Annotated in this window: 11 protein-coding genes and 3 tRNA genes; 7 read left to right on the top strand and 7 right to left on the bottom strand. The window is 55.7% G+C overall.

All coding sequences use genetic code 11. The features are described from left to right. Window positions 1–44: 44 nt before the first annotated feature. Window positions 45–120 (bottom strand) — tRNA-Val (locus RTE01_RS24965). A gap of 259 nt (window positions 121–379) precedes the next feature. Between RTE01_RS24965 and gltX the strand changes: the two genes are divergently transcribed. Continuing rightward, window positions 380–1,798, top strand: a complete 1,419-nt coding sequence (gltX, locus tag RTE01_RS24970; RefSeq protein ID WP_041146642.1) for a glutamate--tRNA ligase — start codon at window positions 380–382, stop codon at window positions 1,796–1,798. Window positions 1,799–1,841: 43 nt separating this feature from the next. On the opposite strand, the gene RTE01_RS24975 is transcribed toward gltX, so the two are convergent. Both RTE01_RS24975 and RTE01_RS24980 read right to left on the bottom strand, forming a co-directional pair. Then, window positions 1,842–2,243 carry a YfeC-like transcriptional regulator gene (locus tag RTE01_RS24975; RefSeq protein WP_041147714.1) on the bottom strand — a complete coding sequence of 134 codons (402 nt, stop codon included), beginning with the start codon at window positions 2,241–2,243 and terminating at the stop codon, window positions 1,842–1,844. 4 nt (window positions 2,244–2,247) lie between these two features. Next, on the bottom strand, window positions 2,248–2,601 hold the full coding sequence (locus tag RTE01_RS24980) for a YfeC-like transcriptional regulator (protein WP_041146641.1): 354 nt from the start codon (window positions 2,599–2,601) through the stop codon (window positions 2,248–2,250). A 219-nt stretch (window positions 2,602–2,820) separates the two neighbouring features. On the opposite strand from RTE01_RS24980, the gene RTE01_RS24985 reads away from it, so the two are divergent. The 3 genes from RTE01_RS24985 (at window position 2,821) to RTE01_RS24995 (ending at window position 5,401) form a co-directional block, all read left to right on the top strand. Beyond that, window positions 2,821–2,896 (top strand) — tRNA-Ala (locus RTE01_RS24985). A 40-nt stretch (window positions 2,897–2,936) separates the two neighbouring features. Continuing rightward, window positions 2,937–3,012: transfer RNA gene (locus tag RTE01_RS24990), tRNA-Ala, on the top strand. A gap of 208 nt (window positions 3,013–3,220) precedes the next feature. Next, window positions 3,221–5,401, top strand: a complete 2,181-nt coding sequence (locus tag RTE01_RS24995; protein ID WP_123551801.1) for a sensor domain-containing phosphodiesterase — start codon at window positions 3,221–3,223, stop codon at window positions 5,399–5,401. Between the two features lie 41 nt (window positions 5,402–5,442). Here the strand turns inward: RTE01_RS24995 and RTE01_RS25000 are convergent, their stop codons facing one another. Further along, entirely contained in the window at window positions 5,443–6,645 is a 1,203-nt protein-coding gene (locus RTE01_RS25000) for a NupC/NupG family nucleoside CNT transporter (protein ID WP_041146639.1), read from the bottom strand. A 346-nt stretch (window positions 6,646–6,991) separates the two neighbouring features. On the opposite strand from RTE01_RS25000, the gene RTE01_RS25005 reads away from it, so the two are divergent. Beyond that, entirely contained in the window at window positions 6,992–8,230 is a 1,239-nt protein-coding gene (locus RTE01_RS25005) for an Nramp family divalent metal transporter (protein WP_041146638.1), read from the top strand. A gap of 61 nt (window positions 8,231–8,291) precedes the next feature. On the opposite strand, the gene RTE01_RS25010 is transcribed toward RTE01_RS25005, so the two are convergent. After that, on the bottom strand, window positions 8,292–8,645 hold the full coding sequence (locus RTE01_RS25010; protein WP_041146637.1) for a DUF2502 domain-containing protein: 354 nt from the start codon (window positions 8,643–8,645) through the stop codon (window positions 8,292–8,294). A gap of 144 nt (window positions 8,646–8,789) precedes the next feature. Beyond that, window positions 8,790–9,782, bottom strand: a complete 993-nt coding sequence (gene mgrA, locus RTE01_RS25015; RefSeq protein ID WP_041146636.1) for an L-glyceraldehyde 3-phosphate reductase — start codon at window positions 9,780–9,782, stop codon at window positions 8,790–8,792. A 176-nt stretch (window positions 9,783–9,958) separates the two neighbouring features. Between mgrA and RTE01_RS25020 the strand changes: the two genes are divergently transcribed. Then, the gene (locus tag RTE01_RS25020; RefSeq protein ID WP_141335451.1) at window positions 9,959–11,620 is read left to right on the top strand and encodes an alpha-keto acid decarboxylase family protein; all 1,662 of its coding nucleotides are present in this window, start codon (window positions 9,959–9,961) and stop codon (window positions 11,618–11,620) included. On the opposite strand, the gene RTE01_RS25025 is transcribed toward RTE01_RS25020, so the two are convergent. Further along, complete coding sequence (locus tag RTE01_RS25025) at window positions 11,617–12,852, bottom strand: ion channel protein (RefSeq protein ID WP_041146634.1); 1,236 nt, start codon at window positions 12,850–12,852, stop codon at window positions 11,617–11,619. The two genes, RTE01_RS25020 and RTE01_RS25025, sit on opposite strands and share 4 nt — an antisense overlap. A gap of 264 nt (window positions 12,853–13,116) precedes the next feature. Here RTE01_RS25025 and glk point away from each other — a divergent pair, with 264 nt between their 5' ends. Continuing rightward, window positions 13,117–14,082: a glucokinase gene (gene glk, locus RTE01_RS25030; protein ID WP_041146633.1), complete on the top strand. Its 966-nt coding sequence runs from the start codon at window positions 13,117–13,119 to the stop codon at window positions 14,080–14,082. The last annotated feature ends 24 nt before the right edge of the window (window positions 14,083–14,106 follow it).

Consider the following 14,106-nt stretch of genomic DNA (forward strand, 5'->3'; position numbering starts at 1 on the left):
ACTTCTCAATTTCTTGCTACACGGCGGAGACTACGTAAAGTAGTTGGTGGGTGATGACGGGTTCGAACCGCCGACCCCCTCCTTGTAAGGGAGGTGCTCTCCCAGCTGAGCTAATCACCCCCGCTGTGTGGAGTCGCATTATAGGGAGAGTTGAAAATGAGTCAACGCCTTTTCTAAATAATTTGTTTGTTCGTCGTAAAATTAAACAAAACGATCGCGAAAGCATCCGCGGCGCATGATTTATAAACAAAAATGGCAAAGCGTGACGTTCAGACGGGAACTACATTGAGGAATCAGCCTACGGTGTTAGAATATTCACCCATAAATACCAACAGACTCTGCCGGTTGTCGGCATCTTTATTAAACGTAAGGCCATTTCATGAAAATCAAAACTCGCTTCGCGCCCAGCCCGACAGGCTATCTGCACGTTGGCGGCGCGCGTACTGCTCTCTACTCCTGGCTTTTTGCCCGCAACAACAACGGTGAGTTTGTACTGCGTATTGAAGACACCGATCTCGAGCGCTCCACGCCGGAAGCAATCGAAGCCATTATGGATGGGATGAACTGGCTGAATCTGGAGTGGGACGAAGGTCCCTATTTCCAGACTAAACGTTTTGACCGCTACAACGCCGTTATTGATGAAATGCTGGAAGCGGGTACGGCCTATAAATGCTACTGCTCTAAAGAGCGCCTCGACGCGCTGCGCGAAGAGCAGATGGCAAACGGCGAGAAACCTCGCTACGACGGTCGCTGCCGCCATGGTCACGAACATCATGCGGACAACGAACCGTGCGTGGTACGTTTTGCCAACCCGCAGGACGGTTCCGTTATTTTTGACGATCAGATCCGCGGACCGATTGAGTTCAGTAACCAGGAGCTGGACGATTTGATCATTCGCCGTACCGACGGTTCTCCGACCTATAACTTCTGCGTTGTCGTGGATGACTGGGATATGGAGATCACCCACGTGATCCGTGGTGAAGACCATATCAACAACACTCCGCGTCAGATCAACATCCTTAAAGCATTGAACGCGCCGGTGCCGGTCTATGCGCACGTTTCGATGATCAACGGCGATGACGGTAAAAAACTCTCTAAGCGCCACGGTGCGGTAAGCGTGATGCAGTACCGCGATGATGGCTACCTGCCTGAAGCGCTGCTGAACTACCTGGTACGCCTGGGTTGGTCCAGCGGCGATCAGGAGATCTTCACCCGTGAAGAGATGATTAAGCTCTTCTCCCTCGGCGCGGTCAGCAAATCCGCCAGCGCGTTTAACACCGAGAAGCTGCAGTGGCTGAACCATCACTACATTAACTCCCTGGCGCCGGAGTATGTGGCAACGCATCTGCAGTGGCATATCGAGCAGGAAAATATCGATACCCGTAACGGCCCGCAGCTGGCTGAGCTGGTGAAGCTGCTCGGCGAGCGTTGCAAAACGCTGAAGGAGATGGCGGCGAGCTGCCGTTACTTCTATGAAGAGTTTGACGAGTTTGACGCCGACGCGGCGAAAAAACACCTCCGCCCGGTTGCGCGTCAGCCGCTGGAAGTGGTACGCGATAAGCTGGCTGCGGTGACCGACTGGACGGCAGAAAACGTTCACCACGCTATTCAGGCGACGGCGGATGAGCTGGAAGTTGGGATGGGGAAAGTTGGGATGCCGCTGCGCGTTGCGGTAACCGGCGCTGGACAATCTCCGGCCCTCGACGTGACCGTTCATGCGATTGGTAAATCCCGCAGCGTAGAACGCATCAACAAAGCGCTGGCGTTTATTGCTGAACGCGAAAGCCAGCAGGCCTGAGCATCATAAGCTACGTATAACGGCAGGCACTCCTGCCGTTTTTTTACTCTTTTGACCGCTCGCCGCTAATTCCCAGACGCGATAAAAATCCGCTGATGCCCTCTCTTGCAAGAAAGTCCCGCAAATGCTGCTGTTCTTCCGGCGTCATGAGATGAAGCGTCTCGGCAATTTGTCGCCAGATAGCTCCGGCATCGTTAATAAAGTAGTGGCCAGGCGGTTCTGCCAGCTGATAATCGGCAATCAGGTGTCGCAGCGCGGGAATATTTGCCAGAAAATCGAGAACCGGCCTGTCGATAACGATGAGACGGGCGCGCCCACCTTTGACGCCGGGAATGGCCTCCGTACGCCACTTTTGCTCTCTGACCCAGCGGTTAATCGTTTGTCTGGCAAGGCCGAGACATTCCGCAAGCTCTGCCGGGGTCATCTTATCTTTTAATTTCATCATCATGTTACTGGTCGCGAATGTCCAGGCGCTGGAGTAAACCGGTGATACCTTCACGCAGCAAAAGCGACATCAGCTTTTTCTGTTCGCCGGGGGTCATCTCTTTGCTCAGAGTAAGCAGCAGCGGTTCAAGGTCGTTTTCTACGCTGGCGTAGGAGGGAGGCGTTTCCGCCACGCGCTGTGCGCTACGAATAAAATCGCGCACCTGCTCGTTGACGTGTACAAGGCGGGCTTTGCCTCCCTGCACGCCGGGTCGGGGGGAGGTTTGCCATCCTTCTTTGCGTACCCATTTATTGATTGTCTGCCGGCTGAAGCCGGTGAGATGGGCGATTTCTTCAGGTGTCATTCGTTCCTTGAGCATACTATTTCCTGAGTAAAGATGTGGGAATTAGTTGTTCATGTTATAGCATCCTTTTAGATGAAAGAGTGACATGTTTAACTTCTCCCTGCGATAAGCTTCGCAATGTCAGCTATTTGCCTGCTTTTTCAGCGATCAAATTCAGAGGGGTGATTTTGCCGTTGACACCTGACGAAGGAATTCATATTATGCCGCCCGTCAACACGACACGTTTTATGTTACGGGGCTATAGCTCAGCTGGGAGAGCGCTTGCATGGCATGCAAGAGGTCAGCGGTTCGATCCCGCTTAGCTCCACCAAATCCTGTTCCCATCAGGTTTGGTTGTAAAACGTACTGTTGGGGCTATAGCTCAGCTGGGAGAGCGCTTGCATGGCATGCAAGAGGTCAGCGGTTCGATCCCGCTTAGCTCCACCAAATTCGAAACCCTCGCTTCGGCGGGGGTTTTTTGTTTTCTCCTCCGCCAATGTAAAGCACTTTGTGCTTACGTCAGAAAACCTACTGCTAGTAGAATGAAATGTAATTTAAGAATTTTCCCTGGCTTATTACCTTGCTTGCCATAATTAACCAACATAGTATTTATATATTAAATATAATTCCGGCGCGGGACCTTTAATTAACAATAATGACAGGTAAATTTAACATTAATATCAGAAGATCTTTACTCGCGCTGATCGTTTGTTTAATTACGATTCCATTAGCCAGGTTTATTTCACCTCAGGCATTGATTGACGGCAACCAAATTTTCCTCGCCTGGCTACCGCTAAGTATGATGTACGCGGTCATCTTTATATTTGGCCGCTATGCGGTCGGCCCGCTGATTATCGCCTTTGCTATCACTAACGCCTGGATAATCCCTCTGACGATACCGCAGGCGGCAATTTTATTATTCTGTCAGCTATTCTCGGTGCTGGCGTCGTGCGCCGTTGTCCGCATGCTGCTCGGTAAGACGTGGCGCAGCGGGCTCACCACAAAGCGGATGGGTATCAGAATCTTTTGGGGCGGATTTTTTGCCCCCATATTAATGAAAGTTACCATGTATCTGGCGGGGGTGTTTTTTTCTTTCCCATTGGTTATATCGAGTTATTTCAAAGGTATGCCGGCAATTTATACCATTATTGATATTCAGAGTTTGATTTGCGCGGCGTTAATTTTTACGACCTTCTTTTATTATCCGTTGCGGATGATTATCAGTCCGCGTTTTGCCAGCACATTCTGGCTTCGACATTGTCAACCGTGGCTTACGCGCGAGCGTCGGGTATTTACGCTGTACTGGTTTATGGCGCTCGCAGCAATATTAGCGGTACTTTGTGCACCTTATAACTCTGTTTTTATTGCAGGTTATTTAGTCCCGCTTATTTTTATTCTCTATTTTATTGGTATTAGCCGGCTGGGCCATGTGCTGATCCGTATTTCATGGTCCGTTTCAGCATTCTTGCTGGTTGCCTATAATCAAAATTTCCTGCAGGGCGTAAAGACTGAATACGCCTTATCATTCGTGCTCTCGGTACTCATCTCATTCACCATCTGCTTGTTTTATATGCTGGATATTTACGCTCAGAACGAAAGAATCAAGCTCAGATGGCGGGATCAGGCGCAGGAGGACCCGCTGACCGGATTACCTAATCTGCGTGCGCTGGAGTGCCATTTACGCCGCAATCCTCAGGTCGCCATCAGCAGCCTGCGAATTGATAATCTGGACTTCCTCAGCCGCCATTACGGCATGATGATGCGCGTGCACTGCAAGCGGCAGGTAGCCGGTAAGGTGCAGCCGCTGCTGGGGGCGGGAGATAAAATATTTCAGCTACCCGGCAGCGAGCTGCTGCTGGTGCTGTGCGGGCCGGAACCCGAGGCGCGGCTAGGCCACATCGTGGCGATACTCAACCACAATAAGTTTAGCTGGAATAACCAGACGCTGGATCTGGAGTTTGGCGCATCGTGGGGCCGACATCACGGCGTCGAGGCCGAGCTTCATCCAATGCTGGGCCAGCTGAGCTGGCTTTCGGAGCAGGCCGGCGCAGCGCAGCGGGTGCTGGCGCTGGACGCGACGCAGGGGCAGGTTTCCGATCAGACCAGCGAGCAGGTGCGCATGCTGACCCGGGTGAAGCAGGCGCTCAGCAAACGCGATCTCGTGCTGTATGCCCAGCCGATCCAGAACGCGGCGGGGGAGGGCTATTACGAAGTGCTTACGCGGATGCAGTGCGGAGAAACCGTCATTACGCCGGACCGCTTTATTCCGCTCATCGTGCAGTTCAACCTGAGCCAGCGTTTCGACATGCTGGTACTGGAAACGTTGTTCAGCACCCTGCATCGTCATCCGGGCCAGCACTTCTCCGTTAATCTTCTGCCCTACACGCTGATGCAGCGCGACAGCGCGGCGCAGATTATTGCGTTGTTCAGACGCTATAACCTCCAGGCCGAAGCGATCACCCTCGAAATTACCGAAGAGCAGGCCTTCTGCGATGAGCAAACCAGCCTCCACAACATCCAGCAGCTGCGGGATTTTGGCTGCGCCATTGCTATCGATGACTTTGGTACCGGCTATGCGAACTATGAGCGCCTGAAGCGGCTCCAGGCGGATATCGTGAAGATTGACGGTTGCTTCGTGCGCGACGTGGAAACCGACCCTCTGGATGCGATCATTATCAAATCCATCATCGAGATGGCGAGAGTGAAAAACCTGACGGTTGTGGCGGAGTACGTGGAAACGCAAGAGCAGAAGGCGCGGCTGCTGGCGCTAGGCGTTGACTATTTGCAGGGCTACCTGATCGGCAAGCCGCGGCCGCTTGAGGAACTACGGGCGTAAAAAAGCCGGGACTCGCCCGGCTTTTGCACAACCTTAAGAAATTACAGTACCAGCGCGGCGATAGACGCTGAGAGCACGCTCACCAGGGTCGAGCCGTAAACCAGCTTCAGGCCAAAGCGGGAAACAACGTTACCCTGCTCTTCGTTCAGGCCTTTAATCGCCCCGGCAATAATCCCGATTGAAGAGAAGTTGGCGAAGGAGACCAGGAAGATGGAGATAATGCCTTCCGCACGCGGAGAGAGCGTGCTGGCAATTTTCTGCAGATCCATCATCGCAACGAATTCGTTTGAAACCAGTTTAGTCGCCATGATACTGCCGACCTGCAGCGCTTCACCTGCCGGTACGCCCATCACCCATGCAACCGGGTAGAAGATGTAGCCGAGGATACCCTGGAAGGAGATGCTGTAACCGAACCAGCCGGTAACGGTCGCGAACAGGGCGTTCAGCGCAGAGATTAACGCGATGAAACCGATCAGCATCGCCGCAACGATAATCGCGACTTTAAAGCCTGCCAGGATGTACTCACCCAGCATTTCAAAGAAGCTCTGACCTTCATGCAGGTTCGACATCTGCAGATTTTCTTCGCTTTCATCAACGCGGTAAGGGTTAATCAGCGACAGGACGATAAAGGTACTGAACATGTTAAGTACCAGCGCCGCGACGACGTACTTCGGCTGCAGCATGGTCATGTACGCGCCGACGATGGACATGGAAACGGTGGACATTGCGGTCGCCGCCATGGTGTACATGCGGTTACGCGACATTTTGCCGAGGATATCTTTATACGCGATAAAGTTTTCCGACTGGCCCAGAATCAGCGAGCTGACGGCGTTGAATGATTCCAGCTTACCCATGCCGTTGATTTTAGACAGCACGGTACCGATCGCGCGAATGACGATAGGCAGGATGCGGATATGCTGCAAAATACCGATCAGCGCAGAGATGAAGACGATTGGGCACAAAACCTTGAGGAAGAAGAAGGCGAGGCCTTTATCGTTCATATTGCCGAAGACGAAGTTGGTCCCTTCGTTAGCAAAGCCGAGAAGTTTTTCGAACATCTCGGAGAATCCTTTCACGAAACCCAGACCGATATCGGAGTTCAGGAAGAACCATGCCAGCAGGACTTCAATGACAAGCAATTGAATAACATAACGAATACGAATCTGCTTACGGTTGTGGCTGACCAAAAGGGCCAAAATAGCCACCACGACGATCGCGAGAATAAAGTGCAGGACGCGGTCCATATTTGCTCCAAATATGAGGCAGGTTAAATTTCTGTGCACATTCTATGTAACAAGCCCAAAGAAAACGAGATCAAATCCACACTATTGCAAGGAACTGTGACTAATCACCAAAATAGTGATCGAACATACATTTTTGTTATGTTGCGTAAAGGTTTTAAAAGTTGCTTAGATTGTACTAATCTGATGACCAGGCGCGATGGACTTCCATCAATGCCACCTTTTCGTTGTTAGCCGCTATCGTTTCCTCCTATCAAAGCAATAATTATCGCCGTTATAAATGAACTTGATAATCATTCGCATTTTGGTAGCATTAAACATAGCAAAGGCTATATTTCTGAGGCAGAAAATGACAAGCAGTCGCGTTGAGAATAGCAGCGGTCGCGCAGCGCGCAAGATGAAGCTCGCTTTGATGGGGCCTGCCTTTATTGCTGCCATCGGGTATATCGATCCCGGTAACTTTGCGACCAATATCCAGGCGGGCGCCAGCTTCGGCTACCAGCTGCTGTGGGTAGTGGTGTGGGCAAACCTGATGGCGATGCTGATTCAGGTGCTGTCGGCAAAGCTGGGAATTGCGACGGGTAAAAATCTCGCGGAGCAGATCCGCGACCACTATCCGCGCCCGGTGGTGTGGTTCTATTGGGTGCAGGCGGAAATTATCGCCATGGCGACGGACCTTGCCGAGTTTATTGGCGCGGCGATCGGCTTTAAGCTGCTGCTTGGCGTCTCTTTACTGCAGGGCGCCGTGCTGACCGGTATCGCCACGTTTTTGATTTTGATGCTCCAGCGTCGTGGGCAAAAGCCGCTGGAGAAGGTCATTGGCGGGCTGCTGCTGTTTGTTGCCGGCGCCTATATCGTTGAGCTGATTTTCTCCCAGCCGGCGCTGGCGCCGTTGGCGAAAGGGATGATTATCCCGAGCCTGCCTAACGGAGAAGCGGTGTTCCTGGCGGCCGGGGTGCTGGGGGCCACTATTATGCCTCACGTCATCTATCTGCACTCGTCGCTGACCCAGAACCTGCATGACGGCACGCGCAAAGAGCGCTATAACGCCACCCGCTGGGATGTGGCGATTGCCATGACCATCGCCGGCTTTGTTAACCTGGCGATGATGGCCACCGCCGCCGCCGCGTTTCACTTTAACGGTCATACCGGCGTCGCCGATCTTGATGCCGCCTACCTGACGCTGGAGCCGCTGCTGAGCCACGCCGCGGCAACCATATTTGGCCTCAGCCTGGTGGCTGCCGGGCTGTCGTCGACGGTGGTTGGTACCCTGGCGGGCCAGGTGGTGATGCAGGGGTTTATTCGCTTTCATATTCCGCTGTGGTTTCGCCGGGCGGTTACTATGCTGCCGTCGTTTATCGTCATCATGATGGGGCTCGATCCGACCCGTATCTTAGTGATGAGCCAGGTGCTGCTGAGCTTTGGTATTGCGCTGGCGCTGGTGCCGCTGCTGATTTTTACCAGTAACCCGAAGCTGATGGGCGATCTGGTGAATACGGCATGGATTAAGCGAACCGGCTGGGTCATCGTGGCGATTGTGGTTACGCTGAACGGCTGGCTGCTGGTGGGGACGGTGTTGGGATTATAAGCGGGTAATAAACGGGGGAGCCGCAAGGCTCCCCCGTTTGATGTAACTGATTGCAGGACATTTAGTGATGGCCGTGACCGTGTCCGTGTCCGCGACCTCCCGGTCCACGCCCCCAGCCGCCGCGACGGTCGTCGCGATCGTTCCAGCCTTCACGGTAGCCGCGTTCATAAGCTTTGCGCTTATCCCAGCCGCGGTGACGGCCGTTGTCATGATGCCGCCAGCGGTTATCGCGCCATTCGTAGTTACGACGCCAGTAATCACGGTCGCGCCAGCCGCCACCGTCCCAGTAATTACCGTAATTGTCGCGATCGCCTATTTGTAATTTTACAGATGGCAGCAGGGTGATTTCACCAGCGTTAGCAACTAATGGCGCTGAAGCCAACAGCACGGCAGCCAGTATCAGTGACCTGAACATACTCTTCTCCTTCACGATCGAGCCTTGCGGCTTGTTAACGTGATATTACGAGGCGGTGAAGCCCCGCAGCATTGGATGAACTCCTAAATCGCGGATAAGAGCACTTTTTGCTAAAACAACCTTTTTGCTAAAGTAACTTTTTGTTTACGCCGCCAGAATCGCGTCTATTTTCGCGCACTCATCAGAGCTGAAGTGGCGATTGGCGAGCATCCCGACGGCATCGTCGAGCTGGGCCGTTTTGCTGGCCCCGATCAGCACCGAGGTCACTTTTTCGCCGCGCAGCACCCAGGCCAGCGCCATCTGCGATAGCTTCTGTCCGCGCGCCTGCGCCAGGGCGTCCAGCTGGCGGACTTTCTCCAGCTTTTCTGCCGTCAGCTGATCCGCCTGCAGGAAGCGGCTGCCGCTGGCGGCCCGGGAATCAGCCGGGATACCGTGTAAATAGCGGTCGGTCAGTTGGCCGCCGGCCAGCGGTGAAAACGCAATGCTTCCGACCCCCTCGGCCTGCAGGAAATCCAGCAGCCCGTCTTCAACCCAGCGCTCTAACATGGAGTATTTTGGCTGATGAATAATGCACGGCGTGCCGAGATCGTTGAGAATGCTCACCGCCTCCGTCGCCTGGGCGAGAGGGTAGTTCGATAGCCCGACGTAAAGCGCTTTACCCTGACGCACGATGTGGTCAAGTGCGCGCATCGTTTCCAGCAGCGGAGTCTCGGGATCGGGGCGGTGATGATAGAAGATATCGACGTATTCCAGCCCCATCCGTTTCAGGCTCTGATCGAGGCTGGCAATCAGATACTTGCGCGACCCCCAGTCGCCGTAAGGCCCGTCCCACATGGTGTAACCGGCCTTGCTGGAGATAATCAGCTCATCGCGATAAGGTAAAAAATCCTCCCGCAGGATGCGGCCGAAATTGCTCTCAGCAGAACCCGGCGGCGGCCCGTAGTTGTTGGCCAGATCGAAGTGCGTAATGCCGAGATCGAAGGCGTGACGCAGCAGCTGGCGGCTGGTTTCTACTCGCGTTTCGTCACCAAAGTTATGCCAAAGGCCGAGAGAAACTGCCGGCAGCTTTAGCCCGCTCTGGCCGCATCGGCGGAATTCCATTGTCTGATATCGCGTCGCATTTGCCTGGTAAACCATACTTCCTCCGCAGATAAAACAGCTTGTGTATACGTTTACACTAAAGAATGTTCAGCCCGGAGTACACACCCCAAAGTCGTAAATTTTGCTTTCCACTTCATATATTCGACACAATCTGGACAGTACGATCGCTTATTCAATACTCAAATTACCTGCACGGGATAAGGAGTATGGCTATGCAACCGACTTACACGATTGGCGATTATCTGCTGGATCGCCTTGTAGATTGCGGCATAGACCGCTTGTTTGGCGTACCGGGAGATTACAACCTGCAGTTCCTCGATCGTGTGATCGCGCATGAGGAGCTGGGATGGGTCGGCTGCGCGAACGAACTGAACGCCGCCTATGCGGCCGACGGCTATGCGCGTATCAAGGGCGCCGGTGCGCTGCTGACGACCTACGGCGTTGGCGAGCTGAGCGCGCTTAACGGCGTGGCGGGCAGCTATGCCGAACACGTCCCGGTTCTGCATATCGTGGGTGCTCCCTGCAGCGGCGCCCAGCAGCGGGGGGAGCTGCTGCACCACACGCTGGGGGATGGCGATTTTACGCATTTTGTGCGGATGAGCGAGCAGATTACCTGCACTCAGGCCACCCTGACGGCGGGCAACGCCTGCCATGAAATCGATCGCGTCCTCAGCGAAATGCTGGCCCACCATCGCCCCGGCTATTTAATGCTGCCTGCCGACGTCGCAAGGGCCAGCGCCACGCCGCCCGCGCGTCGTCTGGTGATTGAGGGGCCGCCAGCGGACGAGAATCAGCTGGCCGGCTTTCAGGAGTATGCGGGACTGCTGCTGCGGGGAAGCCGGCGGGTATCGCTGCTGGCGGATTTTCTCGCCCAGCGCTATGGCCTACAGGAAACGCTAAGAACCTGGGTCGAAAAAACGCCGATTGCTCACGCCACCATGCTGATGGGCAAGGGGCTCTTTGACGAGCAGAACCCCGGTTTTGTCGGCACCTACAGCGGCATCGCCAGCGCGCCCCAGACCCGCGAAACCATTGAAAATGCCGATACCATCATCTGCGTAGGCACACGCTTTACCGACACTATTACCGCCGGATTTACCCAGCATTTACCGCCAGAGCACACCATTGAGATCCAGCCGTTCGCCGTCAGGGTAGGGGAGCGCTGGTTTAGTCGGATCCCGATGGATCAGGCGCTGGCGGTCCTGATCGGGCTCTCTGCCAGCCTGGCGGCGGAGTGGACGCTGCCGCCGGTCTCGCTGCCGGAGGTGGGCGGAGCTACGGGCGGCGCGCTGACGCAAAAAAGCTTCTGGAGCACCGTGCAGGAGCAGCTGCGGCCGGGCGATATTATTCTCGCCGATCAGGGAACCGCGGCATTCGGCGTCGCGGCGCTGAGGCTGCCCTCGGATGCGACGCTGCTGGTTCAGCCGCTGTGGGGGTCGATAGGTTTTACGCTGCCGGCGGCCTACGGCGCGCAGACCGCCGCGCCGGACCGAAGGGTGGTATTGATTATCGGCGATGGCGCAGCGCAGCTCACGATCCAGGAGATGGGCTCGATGCTGCGCGACAAGCAGCGGCCGCTCATTCTGCTGCTTAACAACGAAGGCTATACGGTTGAGAGGGCGATCCACGGGGCGGAGCAGCGCTATAACGATATTGCCCTCTGGGACTGGAACCGCCTGCCGGAGGCGTTTGCCCCCGACGTTCCTTCGCGCTGCTGGCGCGTGACGCGTACCGCGGAGCTGAAGGAGGCGATGAACGACAGCGTAACCTCCGACCGGCTGACGCTGGTCGAGGTGATGCTGCCCAAAATGGATATCCCCGACTTTTTGCGCGCGGTAACCCAGGCTCTTGAGGAGCGCAACAGCCGCGTTTAGTCGGGGCGTCGTTTAATCATCATCAGCGGCTTCCCGGCCAGCAGCAGCCAGGCCGGGAGCATCACAATGCACAGCAGCGGCAGCAGGGTGGTGTCCGGCACCACGACGGCGGCCATAAACAGGCTCAGCCAGCCGTCACGGGTGACTACCAGCGTCATGCCGAGAATCGCGCACGAGACCGTAATCGCCGCCGGGACGGCGTCAACGTGCGCGTGCAGCATCAGGCCCAGCGCCACGCCGACAAATACCGCCGGGAAAATCCGCCCACCGCGAAAGCCGCTGGCGGCCGCCAGCACCAGCGCCGCCAGCTTCACCAGCGCAATCAGCATAAAGTCGCCGCCGGTCAGGGTCTGGCTGAAAGCCATCTGCTGCATCTCATCCAGCCCTTTAAACAGGGTGATATGCCCGCCGACGGTTCCGAGAATGCCGAGCAGCAAACCGCCGATCCCGAGCGTTAAAACGGGGCTTTTCAGGCGGTGCATTAGCGCATGCAGGCGCGGTAAGCACCAGACGGCAACCATGCCCACGGCAATTGCGATAAGTGCGACCACCGCGCCGCTAAAGATATCCACCAGCCGCATCTGGGGATAGTGCGGAATAGGTAGCGAGAAATGAGGGTTGAAGAACAGGCTGGTTGTCAGGGCGCCGGCCGCCGCCGCCAGCAGCGGGGCAAAAAGGCGGTCCCACAGCGGGACATCGTTGCTGCCGTTAAGGGTTTGCGAAAAGATCAGCGCGGCGGCAACTGGCGTGCCAAACAGGGCGCCGATAGTCCCGGAGGCGGCGAGGATCGTCCAGTCAAGCGAGCTGACGCGAGGAAAGAGGCGCGAACCGATAGCCACCGCCAGGGCGATATTGACCACCATGATGGGGTGTTCTGGCCCAAGGCTGACGCCGCCCGCGAGGCCTAAAATGAGTGCGGCAATCAGCCCCGGCAAGGCGCTGGTGCTGACCGGCGCGCCGACCAGCGATTCAGCCGCCGGATCGGGCCCGGCGTGGCCTGGGCTAAAGCGGATAACCAGACCGACGGCAATACCGGTGAGCGTCAGAATGGCAATGGTCCAGAGATGCCCGCCGGCGTTAAGGCCGAGGCTTAGCGGCAAAACGCTCCAGAGGATATTCTGCAGGACGCTCGCAACCTTCATCGTCACAATCAATACCAGGCTGGATGCAATCCCGATGATAACCGCCGGGACCGATAGCAACAGCATTGTTCTGGCGCGCGGATGCAGCATGAAAATTTCCTTTTGCAGGTGGCGGAGCACTACTTTGCCTTCGCGCCAGGAGAGCGTCGATGCAAATGGTGCTGAAACGATAAACTTAAGGCTATGCCTGACGATCGCGGCGGCGCAGGATAAACCATTTTGCACAGATTACAGCCTAAATGTGATATAGGTCGCTAAACTGTGGGCGCTTATACGTTGGTCGTTGTTGTTAAGGCATCATGAATTTACAGTGTGCCAAAAGAATCATTTTGACTTTAGTGGAGCCGTAACGGAATGACAAAATTTGCTTTAGTAGGGGATGTCGGCGGAACCAATGCCCGACTGGCATTATGTGATATGGCGAACGGGGAGATCTCCCGCGCAAAAACCTATTCCGGGCTCGATTATCCCAGTCTCGAAGCCGTTGTTCGCGTCTATCTCGACGAGCACAGCGTCGACGTCGAGGATGGCTGCATTGCTATCGCCTGCCCGATCACCGGCGACTGGGTGGCGATGACCAACCATACCTGGGCGTTTTCCATTGCCGAAATGAAAAGCAACCTCGGGTTTGCGCACCTGGAAATCATCAACGATTTCACGGCGGTATCGATGGCGATTCCGATGCTCAAAGCCGAGCACCTGATTCAGTTTGGCGGCACGGCTCCGGTGGAGGGGAAACCTATCGCCGTCTATGGCGCGGGGACCGGCCTCGGCGTGGCGCACCTGGTCCACGTTGATAAACGCTGGGTCAGCCTGCCGGGCGAGGGCGGCCACGTCGACTTCGCGCCGAACAGCGAAGAAGAGGGCATTATTCTGGAAGAGCTGCGCGCCGAGCTGGGACACGTTTCCGCCGAACGCGTGCTCTCAGGCCCGGGTCTGGTATACCTCTATCGCGCGATAGTGAAATCCGACGGTCGTTTACCGGAAAATCTGCAGCCGAAAGACGTGACCGAACGCGCGCTTGCCGACTCCTGCATCGACTGCCGCCGCGCGCTGTCGCTGTTCTGCGTGATCATGGGCCGTTTTGGCGGCAACCTGGCGCTGACGCTGGCGACCTTTGGCGGCGTGTATATTGCGGGCGGTATCGTGCCGCGCTTCCTCGAATTCTTTAAGGCGTCCGGTTTCCGCGGTGGTTTTGAAGATAAGGGGCGCTTTAAAGCCTTCGTGCAGGATATTCCGGTGTACCTGATTGTCCACGACAATCCGGGGCTGCTGGGCTCCGGCGCACATTTACGCCAGACGCTCGGCCAAATCCTCTAAACCACGCCTCCGGGCCCGAGGGCC

The sequence above is a fragment of the Klebsiella terrigena genome, assembly GCF_006539725.1.
In the GTDB taxonomy this organism is placed as follows: Bacteria; Pseudomonadota; Gammaproteobacteria; order Enterobacterales; family Enterobacteriaceae; genus Klebsiella; species Klebsiella terrigena.

Excerpts from the sequence above, each read along its gene's own strand:
- RTE01_RS25000 (WP_041146639.1), bottom strand. The coding sequence starts at position 6,645 with ATGGACCGCGTCCTGCACTTTATTCTCGCGATCGTCGTGGTGGCTATT.
- mgrA (WP_041146636.1), bottom strand. The coding sequence starts at position 9,782 with ATGGTTTACCAGGCAAATGCGACGCGATATCAGACAATGGAATTCCGC.
- RTE01_RS25025 (WP_041146634.1), bottom strand. The coding sequence starts at position 12,852 with ATGCTGCATCCGCGCGCCAGAACAATGCTGTTGCTATCGGTCCCGGCG.
- RTE01_RS25005 (WP_041146638.1), top strand. The coding sequence starts at position 6,992 with ATGACAAGCAGTCGCGTTGAGAATAGCAGCGGTCGCGCAGCGCGCAAG.
- RTE01_RS25020 (WP_141335451.1), top strand. The coding sequence starts at position 9,959 with ATGCAACCGACTTACACGATTGGCGATTATCTGCTGGATCGCCTTGTA.
- gltX (WP_041146642.1), top strand. The coding sequence starts at position 380 with ATGAAAATCAAAACTCGCTTCGCGCCCAGCCCGACAGGCTATCTGCAC.
- RTE01_RS24980 (WP_041146641.1), bottom strand. The coding sequence starts at position 2,601 with ATGCTCAAGGAACGAATGACACCTGAAGAAATCGCCCATCTCACCGGC.
- RTE01_RS24975 (WP_041147714.1), bottom strand. The coding sequence starts at position 2,243 with ATGATGAAATTAAAAGATAAGATGACCCCGGCAGAGCTTGCGGAATGT.
- RTE01_RS25010 (WP_041146637.1), bottom strand. The coding sequence starts at position 8,645 with ATGTTCAGGTCACTGATACTGGCTGCCGTGCTGTTGGCTTCAGCGCCA.
- glk (WP_041146633.1), top strand. The coding sequence starts at position 13,117 with ATGACAAAATTTGCTTTAGTAGGGGATGTCGGCGGAACCAATGCCCGA.
- RTE01_RS24995 (WP_123551801.1), top strand. The coding sequence starts at position 3,221 with ATGACAGGTAAATTTAACATTAATATCAGAAGATCTTTACTCGCGCTG.